Below are 16,681 nucleotides of genomic sequence, written 5' to 3'. Positions count from 1 at the left end.
TACCGAGTACTAGCACATAAAGACAATGGGGTGGGTTATGTCAAAGCTCGATGATAAAATTGAATTAGAAGCCTACTTGGATGATTTACTCTTACACCCTGAAGATCATTTAGAGGATCCCCCCTTAGAAATTGTGGGCGCTTTTATCTATGGGATTCAAACGAGAAATCCTTTTAATGTTAACTTTTCTGATTATTTGCATAACATCTCTCATTCAGAAAAAAAACAAATCCAAGCGATTATTAAATATGCGCATAAAAATTCTACCCTACCCACTACCCCACAACAAAAAGCCAATTTTGCCAAATTAATTAGCGAATTACCTAAAGATAAAGTGGCAAAAGAAAATGAAACAAAGCGACAACAAGAAGATCGTGCTAAGCAAGAGGATGATACCGCATTTCTTGACGGTGCTTTAGATAGATTAGCCGAACTTAAAAAACAAATAGGGGAACAATTACGCAAAAAGAGTCCCAATACCATGACGGTTCAACAACTTGAAAATGATATTCACTCATTGCAAGAACGGGTAGCGAAATTAATTAGCGATCCTAACATTGCTACTAGAAAAAAAGCGTCGCAGCTTGTTAATGATGTTATTGATTCTGTGAACGATACCCAAGCAAAACTCGATATCATTGACCAAAATCGTCAACACTTGCTCACCACCGAAAATATTACAGCGGATGAACTCAATAAAATCAAGTTTAAATTATCAACCAATGTCTATTCCTATAGTCATCTTCCTCAAGTAAGAGCAAAAACAGAAGAAGTCTTGCAACTTATTCGTGATATTCGAAAAGACAAATTAGATCCGAGTAAAATGCAAGATATGCCTATTTATGAAGCACTTAAAATGCATAAACAATGGGATAGTAATGCTGAGTTTGATAGTCCTAAATTTGGCCGTATGTTACCAGAGCACAATACTCAGGGTTTTTATGTAATGCATTTCAAACAAGAATCTGAACAAAAAGAAGAAAAAAATGATATTAAAATGCATATCAGCGTCAACCCACAGCAAACTGTACAAGCGATGGAGATTATAAATAATCTCATTCAATCCGAAAAATATGCAAACTTACTTAGTGAATATAAAGTTGCTGATATTGATCATGTCAATAATACGATGCAAAAAAGTCGTGAAGCTGCGGTTAAAAAATTAACGCAAATTTTAAGTAATGATCCTCATATCGATATCCAAAAAACCATCGATGACCTAAAAGCCGCTTATCCCAATACTGAGAACGTCATCAACCAAGTGCTAAGCCAGATACCAGATGAGAGAAAAGCCGCCATTGAAAATGGGCTTAAAGTCGTTGCTAGCACTGAAATTGGCACAATTATCTCGGGTGAGCGGATTTTAAATGATGCCCTTTTTACGGTTTATTTTAAAAACGATTTTCCACCAGAAGATTTACAAGCATTTTGCAATGATCTAAACATCAAACTTCAAGAACAAAACATACTGGCAGGTAACCTTGCACAAACCGATGTCTGCGTTAACCCTTACTGTGGGGTTACAATTGATCACGTTTTAGATAACACCGGTAAAAAAGTATATCTTGATAGCAATAAACCGGAAGATGTAGAAAAACGTCGAAAAGCCTTAAGCGAAAATCCACTCACGAAAGATTTCATCGAACAACCAGAAATAACAGCGGAACAACAACTATCACTGATGGCAGAACATGTTGATCAAAAAGATGAAAATGGGATGAGTGCTTTGACAGCAAAAGGTTTTTCCGAAATACCCATGAATGAGCGTGTTGCCTTTGCCAGCAAATTACTCGTTGAACGCTTCAATCAAACCAAAAATGTCAACTTGGTTTATCGCAATCCAGATATGTTTACCAAATGGGTCGTGAAAGAAATTTTTAATAACTTAAAATTCCCCATTGATCCTGACATGAAAAAAGAATTTTTTATTCTCGTGGAAAAAGCTGTCGGTTCTCCTGAAAATAACATGGCACCGAACCCGCAAGCAAAAGAACAATTAAGGCAATTTTTTGCCGAACCTCGTTCTGAGATTGTGCAAACGCTTGCACCGTTTTATCATGCTTATATTGATCATGTCAAAAAAGAGTTCTTCGAAAATTACAAGCCTACTAATCTCGATTTACCTAAAGATGAACAAAAACATGAATACGACACATTGCTCAGTCAAAGAATCAATGAAGCAAAAAAACAATTTTTAGGCCATGTTTCGTTTCCTTTTGTCGAATCATTAGTTTTTGAGTTACAAGAAAAAGATGATTTTTCTCCTGCACGCAAAGGACGCTTAGCCACTGGTTTTCGCAACTTACGTTTAGAAGATGGGATGATGGATGAACTACTTGTCGCATTAGAAAAGTCAAGTCAAAATGCCCCTTCTGTCAAATCTGAAACTATTGAAAAAGCTTTCAGCCTTTACGAACAGGGTAAAAAAGCCTTTGTTGACGTAAAAACACATCACCGTGAAATGATGGCACCGATTGAACAAAGAGCGACCGAACTTTATAGGACAGTCAATCGTTTAGCTTCAAGTTATCCTAAAGACAGTGAATTTAAAGCCATATTTGAACGCATTGCGGGCTCAATTGAAAATATTAAAACTGAACTTGATCATAAACTCTTAAGAGGTGAGCATATTACCGACAAAGATGTCGCACAGGTCAATACCCTATTCGATAATATGATGAAATCGGTTAAAGACTCGTTAAATAACACCCATTTAGGTGGCAATTCTTTATTGCATGAAGCGGTAAAAAATAACAACAAAGACTTAGTCGAAACGGCATTAAAAGCAGGAAGCGATCCACGCTTAAAATCAACTCACTATAAACGGGGTATATTCGGTGCGTTAAAAGATGCCTTGAAAGGTAAACCGGGTGACTTTTTTAAAAATCTATTCAATGCACCTCCCCGCTCTGCCATCGAAGTCGCTAAATTATTAGGCCATCATGAATTATTAGAGCCCTTACAAACCAAAGCCCAAGAATTAAAGCAAGCTGAACTTGCCCCCGTTGAACAATCTATCTCCCAATTAGATACGGCTTTGGGCAATCAAACCGAGGTTAAGGTAGAACCAGAAGTTGATCCTTCGCTCTCAAATGCTAATGTCTTTCAATTGCAAAAAACAAAAAGTCATTTTGTTGCAGGCTGGGAAAAACGTTTATCCGACGAAATTACTGCTCTGAATGATAGACTCGTTCCTAGTGATCAAAATAAAATAGCGATGTATGCTTTAAATCAGGTAAAAGATTATATGCTAGCTCACATTGATATGAATCCTACTCAAATTGAAACATTACAAAAAGTGATTCAACGCGTCACCGAACAGGCCAGTATTACGTTTCCTCTTAGTGTCCAACTATTATTAAAAGATTTAGGCGAAGGTAAGATACTTGAAAATAAACCACCTTTACCTACCCAACAAGATAAGAATTTTAATCAAAAATGGGGAGAATATTTAGATAGCCTTATCAAAGAACTCAAATCTGATCCCATAAACCAATATATATTAAAGCAAATTAAAGAACACTTATCTAACCCTACCCCCACTTCTCGTACACCCGATGGATTTAACAAGATGTTAGATAGAGTTGAGAATGAAGGTCGCAATAATTTAAATCAAGACGTTAAAAAAGCGATCGACGGCATGCGAAAGGGTTCTTTACCTGAAGAAGCCCCAAAAGCTCAGCTGAGAAAGTTATAGCGTTTAAACTGCGCTTATGATCACCTCTGGTGACTTAAATAAAGTCTTATAATTAAATAATTCATTCTTGATAAGCAACGGCGATATCAATGCTGCAATGGCTATTTAGTGTCGCCATCTTCCTCAGTGCTTTTCTTTTATTTTTTGTACAACCAGTGCTTGCTAAATATATAGTCCCGCAATTTGGTGGCTCATCATTTGTATGGATAACCAGTTTGCTATTTTTCCAAGTAGCATTATTATTGGGTTATTTTTATGCCTATTTATTAACTAAATTCTTTACAGAAAAAAATCAAGCCATCATCCATTTTATTGTCATATTGATCTCTTTTTATTTTATTCCTATCCATTTAGAACCTCACCTATCTGTTGAGTCTATTTGGCCACCTTTGAGCGTATTAAGCATTTTAACCTCCAGTATTTTACTTCCCTTTATGGTTTTATCTGCTTCAAGCCCTTTATTGCAACATTGGTATTGCACACTCAAACAAACACCTTATCCTTATTTTTATTATTCCATTTCCAATGCAGGCTCCTTGCTCGGATTATTAGGATACCCACTCCTTTTAGAGCCTTTTATTGGTACTCAAAAGCAATCCTTGTTATGTTCGGTTATTTATATATTTTATGCCATTTTATGTGCATTGTGTTTATACCAATTACGTTCCTCTAACACGAAGCCACGTCTGGAAACAGAACAACCTATTTCAACTTCTTTTACGCTATTGGCAAAGTGGCTTATATTGGCTTTTTTAACCAGCGCGCTTTTACTATCGACAACGCAATTTTTAACACAAAATGTAATCAATGTACCTTTAATATGGATTTTACCGCTCGCTGTTTATTTAATCTCATTTATCACGACCTTTGCTACCCCTAAAGGCTATGAACGAGAATTTTGGGTCCCCATTTTTGCGGTATTTATTCTACTCATTTTAAAAAATATTTATCTTTTAACTTTAAATGGCATACAAATTGTTATTTTTTTACTGGGTTTATTCTATAGCGCTTGTATCATTTGTCATGGTGAACTCGTTAGAGCCAAACCTGCACAAAAAAATCTCACCTTGTTTTATCTTTACATTGCCTTAGGAAGTGTCTTGGGCGGGTTGTTCGCAAATGGTCTTTCTTTGTTATTAGATAATTGGTGGAACTTATATCTGCCACTCATCATTATTAACTTGATTATCATTGTTATTAGCTGCCATTTGTATCAACAAAACAAAAAAATCAAAGTTCTAGTGATTAGCATTTTTTGCTTAATCACACTGATTGTATTCTTGCTGGTTATTTGGGCTGATACTTTCCCCAAAGATAAAAAACTGATTCTGCAACATCGCAATTTATATGGATTATTACGCGTCTATGATATGCAAACCGAATCGGGTTTTCCTTATCGAATGTTACTGCATGGCACGGTAATGCATGGCTTAGAATATTTAGAACCTGAAAAACAATTATGGCCAACCACCTATTATGGCCCTAATTCCGGTGCGGGATTAGCAATTCAATATTTGAGTCAAACGCTTGATGAACCATTACAAATAGCGGTTGTCGGGTTAGGAACCGGGGCGATTGCCTCACTGACCAATCCCAAAGATGAAATCACTTTTTATGAAATCGACCCAGACATTGCAAAGATTGCTCGTCAGCATTTTCATTTTTTAAGCAAATCACCTGCTAAGAGCGCTGTAGTATTAGGCGATGCTAGAATTCAAATGGCTAAAGCTTCTCAAGCTGTGCCTCGCCCGCAATACGACATTATTATCATTGATGCTTTCAATGGTGATGCAATCCCCTTTCATCTCATCACAAAAGAAGCCATGATACTTTATTCTGAATTACTTAAACCACAAGGTATTATCGTTTTTCATACTTCGAATAGTTTTATCAATTTGATGCCAATTACTTCTGCATTAGCTCACCATTTGAACTGTAGACATTTTTGGATTGAGAGCCAAGCCAACTTTTTACCCAATATTGTTTATTCAACTTGGGCTATGATTTCATGCAATCCAGGCTTTGCCGATTGGTTACATCGACAACGAGGGTTTACCATCAGCCCACACAACACGGTTAAACCGCTGTTATGGACTGATGATGAGAATAGTATTTTGCCAATATTGCGAATAAAATAATACTAGAAATAAATGACATGTTTTAAAAATCCCTCTGCGCTACGCGCGTCTCCCTTTTACAAAGGGAGATTTTTGGTTGCTTCGCAACCTCCTTGCAAGATGAATACACCGTATTCGGCTCAAAGTATATAATTTAACGTGTTACCTATGCACCGGGTTTGCACCAACAGTTAATCTCCCTTTGTAAAAGGGAGACGCGCGTAGCGCAGAGGGATTTTATCTTAATTTACAAACTATATAATTGTATCTTTCTTCAAGAACTCTAATGAACAGCACTTGCGAAGCAACAACTAATCTCCCTTTGTAAAAGGGAGATTAGCAACTTCCCTATACACCGTAATTGGCTCAAGATCAAAGCAAAACATGAGCCGATTAAGCGCTATAATCGGCCCAAAAAATATCTAGTTTATTAACTAATAAGTTTGCAGCATCCCCTTCTTGCTTGCCCTTTCTACAATTGACCCACACAATTTTTTAAACGGAATGATTGATTACGATAAAGCGTGACTTATACTGAGTTCCAAAATAAGGAGACACCTCATGCTAGCTTGTTTTAGAAGACATAAGCAAAATGATAAAAAGCAATCAACTGACACACTCTGCACGATAATTCACTACAAAAAAGACGAGATACCTCACGCACTTATGATATATGGCGGCCCAGGCGACTCTATTACGCTAACGAATGAAGAATATCTAGCAATCGTAAAGGAAGTCGATGTACCAATGTATGTCGGAGCAAGTTTTGAAGAATTAACAGAAAAAAAAATTTTGACGTCTCCAACTTTTCAAAAAATATTGGAAGAACTTAAAGAAAGAACTCCCCTGCAATCCCCAAGAGCCACTAAACGCAAACCATAATCGTTGCGAATTCAGGAGGAAGGTTTTGGCTTTCTAGGGAGTGGCTTTTTAAAGGCCGGTTCTTTTGATTTTTGAGCTTGAGCTTGCTCAATGGCACGCACAAGCTCTGGTGGTGGTGGCATTGCTTTAGTCGCATAGGTACCTGCCCATAAATAGGCTGGGCAACACATCGGTGCAGCATTGATGTTAACGGCTAAACGTTCTCTTGCTGCCTGCTGCTTTTCTTCATCCGTCATAAAAACTTCTGGATCCAGATCTTGAATCAAAACATCAATTCGTTTTAACAAATCTGCGTCTAACATTAGGTGGTTTCTTTGGCAACTTCAGAAACAATAGCCGCTATTTCTTGAGCAACTCGTTCAATACGTTCCCGGTCTTCACCTTCCACCATCACTCGCACCAATGGCTCTGTACCGGAAGGGCGTAATAAAATACGGCCTTCTGATGCCAGGGCTTTTTGGGCTTTATTGCATGCTTCTTGAACACGTTCATTTTGCACTACTTGCTGACCACTTTGTACAGGGACATTCAATAGGACTTGAGCACATTTAACCATGCCCTTTTTCAATTCATGCAAAGATTGTTCACTTTGACAAATTTGCCCCAACACTTGTAAAGCAGAAATAATGCCATCACCGGTTGTGGTTTTATTTAAGCAAATAATGTGACCTGAACCCTCACCGCCTAAACACCAACCTTGTTGCATTAAAGCGTCCATCACATAGCGATCACCTACTTTCGTTCGGATAAAAGGAATGCTCAGTTCAGCCAAGGCATTTTCTAGCCCCAGATTACTCATCTGAGTTCCAACAACGCCCCCATTTAATTCGCCTCTCACTGCATAGCCACGGGCAATGATATATAAGAGTTCATCGCCATCGACCACTTCGCCTTTATGATCGACAAAAATCACGCGGTCGCCATCACCATCAAAGGCAATCCCTAATTCTGCTTTATTCTCAATAACAGCTTTTTGTAACGATTCGGGTGCGGTTGAACCACATTCTTCATTGATATTAAAACCATCAGGTTGATGATTAATAGTAATGACCTTTGCCCCTAACTCGGTAAAAATATGCGGAGCAATGTGATAGGTTGCACCATTAGCGCAATCCAGAACTAATTTGATACCTTTTAAATCATATTTCTTTAAAAAAGTACTTTTACAAAATTCGATATAACGCGCAGCTGCATCGCTGCGAATTTTCGCTCGACCAATTTGTTGCGCAGACACAGTGGTCATTTCTTTTTCTAAAAAGCTTTCGATTTTACTTTCAATGGAATCAGGTAACTTTTTTCCTTCCGCACTGAAAAATTTAATGCCGTTATCATAATAAGGATTATGCGAAGCACTCACGACGACGCCCACTTGTGCGCCCAAGGAACGCGTTAGATAAGCAATCCCTGGCGTTGGCATCGGTCCCAATAAATACACATCAAGACCTGAGGCAATTAATCCTGCTTCTAATGCAGCAGCCAACATATAACCTGAAATGCGTGTGTCTTTACCAATTAAGACAGTCCCTTTACCATCTTGCGCTAATACTTGACCAACCGCCCAACCCAATTTTAAAGCAAATTCTGCGGTGATGGGGGGAACACCGGTACGGCCACGAATGCCATCGGTACCAAAATATTTACGCTGTTCTGACACTTAAAGTCTCCTTGCAATGGGGTTGGACTGCTTTCATCACCGAAAGTGCATCACGCGTTGCTGCAACATCATGCGTACGAATACAAGCAACACCTTGTAATGAAGCAATGAGCGCAGCACTTAAGCTTGCAGGTAATCGTTGTTCTGGCGCTCTATTTAATAGGGCTCCAAACATACTTTTTCGTGAAAGACCAACCAATAATGGGCAACCTAAGGTCTGAAAAAAAGACAAATTGCCCAGTAACATTAAATTGTGTTCTAAGGTTTTACCAAAACCAAAACCGGGATCAAGCCAAATACGTTGACGCGATAAGCCAGCTTGTTCACAAGCTTGGAGTCGCTCGACAAAAAAAGCGTTGATCTCTTCTAAGATATTTTCATAATGAGGTTTTTGCTGCATCGTTTCTGGCAAACCCTGCATGTGCATTAAGCACACCTTAACCGGATGTTTGCTCACCACTTCTAATGCATTCTCTTGCGTTAATGCTGCGACATCGTTAATGATTGATGCACCTAAGCGAATAGCTTCTTGCATCACAACGGCATGACGGGTATCAACTGAAATTGGCATCGCCGTTTCTTGAATCAGTTTTTCTAACAACGGCAAGACACGATCGCATTCTTCTTGGATACTGACTGGCAAGGCTCCTGGTCTGGTTGACTCGCCGCCGATATCGATAATATCCGCGCCTTCTCGAATGAGTTGTAGTGCATGTTCAAAAGCAGTGGACTGCGCACGATAACGACCCCCATCATAAAATGAATCGGGGGTCACATTGACGATGCCCATGATTTGCGGAAAAGAAAACAATCTAACAGCTCCTTACAACAACAACATCAACCTAGTGTGACTTCGCGGTGTCACTATCATCTAGATTGCGCTTTTCCGTTGTCGAAGATTCATCTTTAGAAGCCGCTGTATCATTCGTCACGGGTGTCGCTGACGGTGGTTCAGAAGAAGAACCACTGGTGGTCCAATCTCGTGGTTCACGAGGTGGGCGCCCAGCCATTAAATCTTCCAGTTGTCCTACATCAATCGTTTCATATTTGATCAAAGCTTCTGCCATGCTATGCAAAATAGCTTGTTTCTCAACCAAGATTTCTTTTGCACGTTCATAGTTTCTATCAATGATTTTACGAATTTCTTCATCAATCACGCTGGCGGTTGTGCTCGCCACTTCTTTACGCGTGTTCATGCTATGACCTAAGAAAACTTCGCCTTCATCTTCATTATAAGTTAAAGGCCCTAAACGCTCTGATAATCCCCACTTGGTGACCATGTTACGCGCAATTTCGGTTGCACGCTTAATATCATTAGAAGCCCCTGTGGTAACGCTATCTGCACCAAAAATAAGTTCTTCGGCAATTCGACCACCAAAGAGACTGGTGATTTGACCTTCTAAACGCTTTTTGGAATAGCTATAGCGATCTTCTTCCGGTAAAAACATGGTAACGCCAAGCGCTTGAGCGCGAGGAATAATGGTCACTTTGTAAACAGGATCATGCTCTGGCACGGTTAAACCAACAATCGCGTGACCTGCTTCATGATAAGCGGTTAAGCGACGTTCTTGCGCATTCATCACCATGCTATGACGTTCAACGCCCATGATAATTTTATCTTTAGCACGTTCCATTTCTTCCATATCAACTAGACGCTTGTTGAATCTAGCTGCAGATAATGCCGCTTCATTGACTAAGTTTGCCAAATCAGCACCTGAAAAGCCGGGCGTACCTCTGGCAATCACTCTAGGCTCAACGTTATCTGAAATAGGTACTTTACGCATATGTACTTTCAAAATTTGTTCACGGCCTCGAACATCAGGTAATCCAACCACCACTTGGCGATCAAAACGACCTGGGCGTAATAATGCTTTATCGAGTACGTCTGGACGGTTGGTTGCAGCAATGACAATCACACCTTCATTGCCTTCAAATCCATCCATCTCAACCAGTAATTGGTTTAATGTTTGTTCACGCTCATCATGACCGCCACCTAAGCCTGCACCACGATGACGACCTACCGCATCAATTTCATCGATGAAGATAATGCAAGGCGCATGCTTCTTCGCTTGATCGAACATATCGCGCACACGGGAAGCGCCCACACCGACAAACATTTCAACGAAATCAGAACCTGAGATAGTGAAAAAGGGTGCTTTTGCTTCACCGGCAATCGCTTTAGCCAGTAATGTTTTACCGGTACCAGGTTGTCCTACCATTAAAACACCTCGAGGAATACGTCCACCTAGGCGTTGGAATTTTTCAGGATCTTTTAAGAATTCAACGAGTTCTTTAACTTCTTCTTTGGCTTCATCAACCCCTGCCACATCGGCAAAAGTGACTTTAACCTGATCTTCACCCAGCAATCTGGCTCGGCTTTTACCGAAGGTCATTGCGCCGCGGCCACCGCCACCTTGCATTTGACGCATAAAGTACATCCAGACCCCGATAAATAAAATGATCGGGAACCAGCTGATGAAAATGCTCATTAATAAACTTTGTTGTTCAGGTGCTTTACCATTCACAACCACTTTGTTTTTAATCAGTTCAGGCAGGATATAATCGTCTTGCAGAGGCATATAGGTAACAAAATTATCATCGTTACGCGTTGCCCCACGAACCGTGCGATTATCGATAGTGACAGACTTCACATCGCCTTGCTTCACTTGGTCAACAAATTGTGAATAAGGGATTTTTGTGACCTGTGCATGTCGTGGCCCAAAGTTGCTGAATACTGACATCAAGATGACAGCAATAATCAGCCACAGTACTAAGTTTTTTACCATGTCATTCAAGCAGAAACCCCTTCCATTATCGGTGGAATGCGTGACGCATCACGAATTTGCCAACGTTTCTCATTTTTTGATTTTAATGCACAGATTAGCACGAATCCAGTTAAGTTAAATATACAACAAAAAATTGTTATGAGAAAACTTGTTACATACTATTATTATAGTAGCCTCGTGCCAAGACATACAGCTCTCGAGATGCAGATCGTGATGCCGCGGGTTTTCGAATGTTAACTTGCTTAAAATGCTTACGAATGATTCGAATGAATTGATCAAAACCTTCGCCTTGAAAGATTTTAAATAGGAGGCCGCCATCGGGCTTGAGATGGTCACGAGCAAATTCCCAAGCAAGCTCGGCTAATTCCATGACACGAGGCTGATCGACGTCAATAATGCCGCTGATATTGGGTGACATATCCGATACAACCCAATCTATCGTTTGCTTTTCAACCAACGCCTCTAAAGCTTCCAGCGTGCTTTGTTCGGTGAAATCCCCTTGTAAAATGGTGACGCCATTGATGGGTTCCATTTCCAGGATATCTAAGGCCACCAGCTTCCCTTTGGCTCCTACCATTTTGGTGAGTACTTGAGACCAACCGCCCGGTGCTGCTCCCAAATCGACAATTTTCATCCCAGGACGAAATAATTTATCGTTTTCTTGTAGTTCTAATAGCTTAAAAGTGGCACGCGAACGATAGCCCATTTGTTGCGCTTTTTTGACATAAGGATCGCTCAGATGTCTATCTATCCAGGATTTGCCGTGTTTAGTACGTGCCATTTTACAAAGACCATTGACTCGGTTAGAATGCTTTAAGTTGTTCTGCATTCTAAAGTAAAAGAAAGATTAAATAAATGTTAAGTCGCCCCTTTCTCAAAACACTTGCCACCAAAGCGCACAGTTTACGTCCTATCGTTATTATTGGCGGTAAAGGATTAACAGAAAAAGTGCATCACGAAATTCACGCTGCCTTGTTAGCTCATGAACTTGTCAAAATTCGTGTGAATGCAACAACTCGTGAAGAACGCCAAGCGATGATTGATGAAATCGTTAGCCAGCATGAAAGTGCCTTGGTTCAACAAATTGGTCATATTTTGGTTATTTATCGCAAGAACACTGATTAAAGTTAACCAACTGCTTTTATATCCAACTTCATTAGCATCTATAATTTAATGGAATAACTTTATTCCATAAATCATAGGGCTACTATCCAATGACAACCCCTTATCGCGGTCGTGCGATTTTTATAACGATAGCTATTGTCTTTTTGCTAGCCATCGGTGGTTTCATTTACTTTAAAAGCAAAACCAGTGCCCCACCCGCCCCTCCTTTACCTGTTGTTACCGTTTCACCTCCCGTTGTAAAAGAAATCACGGAATGGGATGAATACATCGGACGCTTCCAAGCCGTTGATTTAATCGATCTACGCGCAAGAGTCGGCGGTTACTTAGAATCCGTACATTTTACCGATGGCGCCATTGTTCAAAAGGATGATTTGCTTTTTGTGATCGATCCTCGCCCCTATCAAGCGGCATTAAATGAAGCGGAAGCGGCCATTGTTGCAGCCCAAACCAAAGCAGATTATGCCGCCAATGAATTTAAACGCAGTTCTAATCTCGTCAAATCCGGTAGCGTTTCACAAGGGAACTTTGATGAAAAAAGACAACAACAAGAACAAACCATTGCCGATGTGAATGCCGCTAAAGCTGCCGCAGAGCGCGCTCGTCTTGATTTAGAATTTACGCAAGTTAGAGCACCTATCACGGGCAAAATAAGCAACAAGCAAATCAGCGAAGGAAACCTTATCACCGGTGGTAATGCCAATGGCACCCTTTTAGCATCGCTAGTCAGTCTCGACCCGATTTATTTTTATTTCGATGTGGATGAACAAAATTATCTGAAATACGTTAAGTTACAAAATCTGGGTATTAAGGCAAACGATCCTGAACGCAAAACGCCTGTCTATGTCGCCTTAATGGATGAAAAAGAATTTACGCGTAAGGGCTATATGGATTTTTCAGATAATCGTATCGATCAAAACACAGGCACCTTACGTGGACGCGCTGTCTTTGAGAATAAAAATTATATTTTATTACCCGGTTTATTTGGTCGTATACGCATTCCTGGCAGCCGTTCTTATGAAGCGGTGCTATTAAATGATGAAGCGATTATGACCGATCAGGCCATTAAATTTGTTTATATCGTTGATAAAGAAGGAACCGTCAGTAAACGCTCTGTGGTTCTTGGTCCTATTGTTGATGGCATGCGGGTCATTCGTGAAGGACTCAAAGGAGATGAATCTGTCATTATCAAGGGATTACAACGCGTGAGAGATGGTGCGAAAGTTCAAGTAAAATCACCCACGGATAAGGGATAATTTACCATGAAGTTTCCACACTTCTTTATTGACAGACCTATATTTGCAACCGTTGTTTCGATTATCACGATTTTAATTGGTATTGTTTCATTTTATGTATTACCAGTGGCGCAATATCCTGATATTGTTCCACCCACGATTGTGGTACGTGCTTCTTATCCCGGTGCCAATGCTGAAACCATTTCTGCCACTGTCGCAACACCGCTTGAACAAGAAATTAACGGCGTTGAAGACATGCTTTATATGTCATCTCAATCAACCAGTGATGGCAACATGTCACTCACCATTACCTTCAAATTAGGAACCGATTTGAATGTGGCACAAGTTTTGGTGCAAAATCGCGTTGCGATTGCTACAGCCAAACTGCCTGAAGAAGTCAGAAGATTGGGTGTCACCACGCGTAAAAGCTCACCCGACTTAATGATGGTAGTGCATTTATTATCACCCGATAATACTTACGATCAACTCTATATTAGTAACTATGCCATTTTGAAAATCAAAGATGTGCTTGCAAGATTGGACGGGGTTGGTGACATTACCATTTTTGGTGCCAGAGAATATAGCTTACGCGCCTGGTTTGATCCCGATAAACTGGCGACTTATTCTTTAACCGCTAATGAAGTCGTCGATTCTTTAAGAGAGCAAAATGTGCAAGTTTCAGGTGGCACGCTCGGCAACCCACCGACTGACGGTAGCAATGCCTTTCAATACGTGGTGAGCACGCAAGGTCGTTTTGAAAATGTTGAACAATTCGAAAATATCATTGTTAAATCGACCACCGATGGCAAAATCGCTCGTTTAAAAGATGTCGCCAGAGTTGAATTAGGTGCTAAAGAATATGGCACCAATAGTTATATGGATAATAAGCCTGCGGTGGCAATCGCGATTTTCCAACGTCCAGGCACCAATGCACTACAAGCCGCTAAAGATATTCAAACGGCGATGGATGAGCTTAAAAAAGATTTTCCTAAAGGCATAGATTATACCGTTGTGTATAATCCGACTGAATTTATTTCCGAATCGGTTACTGCGGTTATTCATACTTTGCTTGAAGCAACCGCGTTGGTGGTACTGGTTGTATTAATCTTTTTACAATCGTGGCGTACTGCCATTATTCCAATTGCTGCTATCCCTGTATCCTTAATTGGTACGTTTGCCGTGATGTCAGCCTTTGGCTTTTCGATCAATACTTTAACCTTATTTGGCTTAGTGCTTGCAATTGGTATTGTGGTCGATGATGCGATTGTGGTGGTAGAAAACATTGAACGGCATATCGCCAATGGTGAAACACCTAAAGAAGCCGCTCATAAGACCATGGATGAGGTGGGTACGGCATTGGTAGCCATCGCCTTGGTCTTAAGTGCCGTTTTTATTCCCACCGCCTTTATCCCTGGGATCTCAGGACAATTTTATAAACAATTTGCCTTGACCATTGCAACCGCAACGATTTTATCTGCATTTAATTCATTAACCCTAAGCCCTGCCTTAGGTGCCTTATTATTAAAACCGCATGACAAAGAAGCGGTTCATCAACGAAATTTATTTCATCGGGTAACCGATAAATTTGCCGAAAAATTTAATTATTATTTCGACAACATGAGTGAAGGTTACGCAAAAGTCGTACGCGGTGTGGTGAGACGTTCATCATTAGTATTAGTCGTGTATGCCGGTTTAATTGCATTGACCCTTTTTATGGCAAAACATGTTCCTACCGGATTTATCCCCTCCTTAGATCAAGGCTATGCGATTACTGTTATCCAGTTACCCGATGGTGCTGCATTGGGGCGCACTGATCAAGTGGTGAAAAAAGCAAGCCAAATTATTATGGAAACACCTGGCATCATTCACGCGATTGCCTTTGCCGGCTTCTCAGGTGCGACTTTTACTAATGCTTCGAATCAAGCAGCCATTTTTACCCGTTTTGATTCTTACCGTGAGCGTGCCAAACACAATCTGCAAGCACCCAATCTCATTGCGAGCTTACAACAAAGACTCAGTGTCATTGATGATGCCTTTATTATGGTTGTTCCTCCACCTTCTGTTCGGGGTCTTGGTAACTCGGGGGGTTTTCGGATGCAAATCCAAGATACCTCAGGCAATGGGTTTCGCAGTTTATTAAGTTCTACCAATTTACTGGTTGATGAAGCCAGAAAAGACAAAGAGTTAACCGGTATTTACACAACCTTCACGGCCAACACCCCACAAGTGTTTTTAGATATTGACCGAGCCAAAGCTCGGATGCTCAATGTGCCGATTAGTAATATTTTTCAAACCTTGCAGGTATACTTAGGCTCGTCGTATGTTAATGACTTTAATATTTTTGGCCGTGCTTACCAAGTCACCGCCCAAGCCGACATGCCCTTTCGTTTGCAGCCTGAGCACATTACTCGCTTAAAGACGCGTAGCGCTAATGGGGCATTGGTTCCACTGGGTAATCTGATTAAAATAAGAGATATCACCAGCGCCGATTTGGTGCAACGTTACAATATGTATATTTCCATCCCGATTAACGGTAATGCTGCCCCGGGTTACAGCTCTGGTCAAGCATTAGATGAAATGGAAAAGCTAGCAAGAGAAAATTTACCACAAGGAACAGGATTTGCATGGACAGAACTTGCGTATCAACAAAAAATTGCCAGTGGTAATGCGGTTATATTCTTTGTGTTGTCGGTGGTATTTGTTTTTCTTTTACTCGCTGCACAATACGAAAGTTGGAGTTTACCGCTAGCAATTATTTTGATTGTACCCATGTGCGTATTATGTGCTTTAACGGGGATCAATTTGCGTGGCATGGATAATAATATTCTGACCCAAATTGGTTTAGTCGTACTCGTCGGTCTTTCGGCTAAAAATGCGATTTTAATTGTGGAATTTGCTAGACAACAAGAGGTCCAGGGTAAAGGGATTATCGATGCGGTAGTGGAAGCTTGCCGCTTACGTATCCGCCCCATTCTGATGACATCATTCGCCTTTATCTTTGGAGTACTCCCTTTAACACTCGCCGTTGGGGCTGGCGCGGAAATGCGCCAAGCTTTAGGAACGGCCGTTTTTAGCGGTATGTTAGGCGTCACTTTCTTTGGTCTGTTTTTAACACCCGTGTTTTATGTGATGGTGCGATACGCGGTATGTAAATGTACTAAAAAAACCAAACCATGAGATAGAGGTCG

General features: G+C 40.4%; 11 protein-coding genes. 6 read left to right on the top strand and 5 right to left on the bottom strand.

The features are described from left to right. Positions 1-37: 37 nt before the first annotated feature. From HT99x_RS03525 to HT99x_RS03515, 3 genes are all read left to right on the top strand, one after another. Complete coding sequence (locus HT99x_RS03525) at positions 38-3,697, top strand: hypothetical protein (protein WP_075065645.1); 3,660 nt, start codon at positions 38-40, stop codon at positions 3,695-3,697. A gap of 89 nt (positions 3,698-3,786) precedes the next feature. Further along, complete coding sequence (locus HT99x_RS03520) at positions 3,787-5,835, top strand: fused MFS/spermidine synthase (RefSeq protein WP_075065646.1); 2,049 nt, start codon at positions 3,787-3,789, stop codon at positions 5,833-5,835. Between the two features lie 540 nt (positions 5,836-6,375). After that, positions 6,376-6,696 (top strand): hypothetical protein, encoded by a 321-nt coding sequence (locus HT99x_RS03515; RefSeq protein WP_075065647.1) that lies wholly within the window; start codon positions 6,376-6,378, stop codon positions 6,694-6,696. A gap of 11 nt (positions 6,697-6,707) precedes the next feature. Here HT99x_RS03515 and HT99x_RS03510 read toward each other — a convergent pair whose 3' ends face one another. The 5 genes from HT99x_RS03510 to HT99x_RS03490 all read right to left on the bottom strand — a co-directional run bounded on the left by HT99x_RS03510 (position 6,708) and on the right by HT99x_RS03490 (position 11,917). Beyond that, positions 6,708-6,998, bottom strand: coding sequence for a hypothetical protein (locus HT99x_RS03510; RefSeq protein WP_075065648.1), 291 nt, complete (start codon positions 6,996-6,998; stop codon positions 6,708-6,710). Next, the gene (gene glmM / locus HT99x_RS03505) at positions 6,998-8,350 is read right to left on the bottom strand and encodes a phosphoglucosamine mutase (RefSeq protein WP_075065649.1); all 1,353 of its coding nucleotides are present in this window, start codon (positions 8,348-8,350) and stop codon (positions 6,998-7,000) included. The genes HT99x_RS03510 and glmM overlap by 1 nt, the downstream gene beginning before the upstream one ends. After that, positions 8,334-9,140 carry a dihydropteroate synthase gene (folP, locus tag HT99x_RS03500; RefSeq protein WP_075065650.1) on the bottom strand — a complete coding sequence of 269 codons (807 nt, stop codon included), beginning with the start codon at positions 9,138-9,140 and terminating at the stop codon, positions 8,334-8,336. The genes glmM and folP overlap by 17 nt, the downstream gene beginning before the upstream one ends. Positions 9,141-9,192: 52 nt before the next feature. Next, positions 9,193-11,136, bottom strand: coding sequence for an ATP-dependent zinc metalloprotease FtsH (gene ftsH, locus HT99x_RS03495; RefSeq protein ID WP_075065651.1), 1,944 nt, complete (start codon positions 11,134-11,136; stop codon positions 9,193-9,195). Between the two features lie 151 nt (positions 11,137-11,287). Continuing rightward, positions 11,288-11,917: an SAM-dependent methyltransferase gene (locus HT99x_RS03490; RefSeq protein WP_075065652.1), complete on the bottom strand. Its 630-nt coding sequence runs from the start codon at positions 11,915-11,917 to the stop codon at positions 11,288-11,290. A gap of 74 nt (positions 11,918-11,991) precedes the next feature. Here HT99x_RS03490 and HT99x_RS03485 point away from each other — a divergent pair, with 74 nt between their 5' ends. From HT99x_RS03485 to HT99x_RS03475, 3 genes are all read left to right on the top strand, one after another. Next, positions 11,992-12,261: a YhbY family RNA-binding protein gene (locus HT99x_RS03485; protein WP_075065653.1), complete on the top strand. Its 270-nt coding sequence runs from the start codon at positions 11,992-11,994 to the stop codon at positions 12,259-12,261. Positions 12,262-12,350: 89 nt separating this feature from the next. Further along, the gene (locus HT99x_RS03480) at positions 12,351-13,514 is read left to right on the top strand and encodes an efflux RND transporter periplasmic adaptor subunit (protein ID WP_075065654.1); all 1,164 of its coding nucleotides are present in this window, start codon (positions 12,351-12,353) and stop codon (positions 13,512-13,514) included. Positions 13,515-13,520: 6 nt separating this feature from the next. Beyond that, entirely contained in the window at positions 13,521-16,670 is a 3,150-nt protein-coding gene (locus HT99x_RS03475; protein WP_075065655.1) for a multidrug efflux RND transporter permease subunit, read from the top strand. Positions 16,671-16,681: the final 11 nt, after the last annotated feature.

Source organism: Candidatus Berkiella aquae (genome assembly GCF_001431295.2).
GTDB classification, from domain to species: Bacteria; Pseudomonadota; Gammaproteobacteria; order Berkiellales; family Berkiellaceae; genus Berkiella; species Berkiella aquae.
The sequence above is the reverse complement of the archived record's forward strand: the minus strand, read 5'-3'. Positions and strand labels throughout refer to the sequence as shown.

What these genes read in the sequence shown, in the direction of transcription:
- HT99x_RS03510 (WP_075065648.1), bottom strand. Translation starts at nt 6,998, where the DNA reads ATGTTAGACGCAGATTTGTTAAAACGAATTGATGTTTTGATTCAAGAT.
- HT99x_RS03525 (WP_075065645.1), top strand. Translation starts at nt 38, where the DNA reads ATGTCAAAGCTCGATGATAAAATTGAATTAGAAGCCTACTTGGATGAT.
- HT99x_RS03480 (WP_075065654.1), top strand. Translation starts at nt 12,351, where the DNA reads ATGACAACCCCTTATCGCGGTCGTGCGATTTTTATAACGATAGCTATT.
- HT99x_RS03520 (WP_075065646.1), top strand. Translation starts at nt 3,787, where the DNA reads ATGCTGCAATGGCTATTTAGTGTCGCCATCTTCCTCAGTGCTTTTCTT.
- HT99x_RS03475 (WP_075065655.1), top strand. Translation starts at nt 13,521, where the DNA reads ATGAAGTTTCCACACTTCTTTATTGACAGACCTATATTTGCAACCGTT.
- ftsH (WP_075065651.1), bottom strand. Translation starts at nt 11,136, where the DNA reads ATGGTAAAAAACTTAGTACTGTGGCTGATTATTGCTGTCATCTTGATG.
- HT99x_RS03490 (WP_075065652.1), bottom strand. Translation starts at nt 11,917, where the DNA reads ATGGCACGTACTAAACACGGCAAATCCTGGATAGATAGACATCTGAGC.
- HT99x_RS03515 (WP_075065647.1), top strand. Translation starts at nt 6,376, where the DNA reads ATGCTAGCTTGTTTTAGAAGACATAAGCAAAATGATAAAAAGCAATCA.
- HT99x_RS03485 (WP_075065653.1), top strand. Translation starts at nt 11,992, where the DNA reads ATGTTAAGTCGCCCCTTTCTCAAAACACTTGCCACCAAAGCGCACAGT.
- folP (WP_075065650.1), bottom strand. Translation starts at nt 9,140, where the DNA reads ATGGGCATCGTCAATGTGACCCCCGATTCATTTTATGATGGGGGTCGT.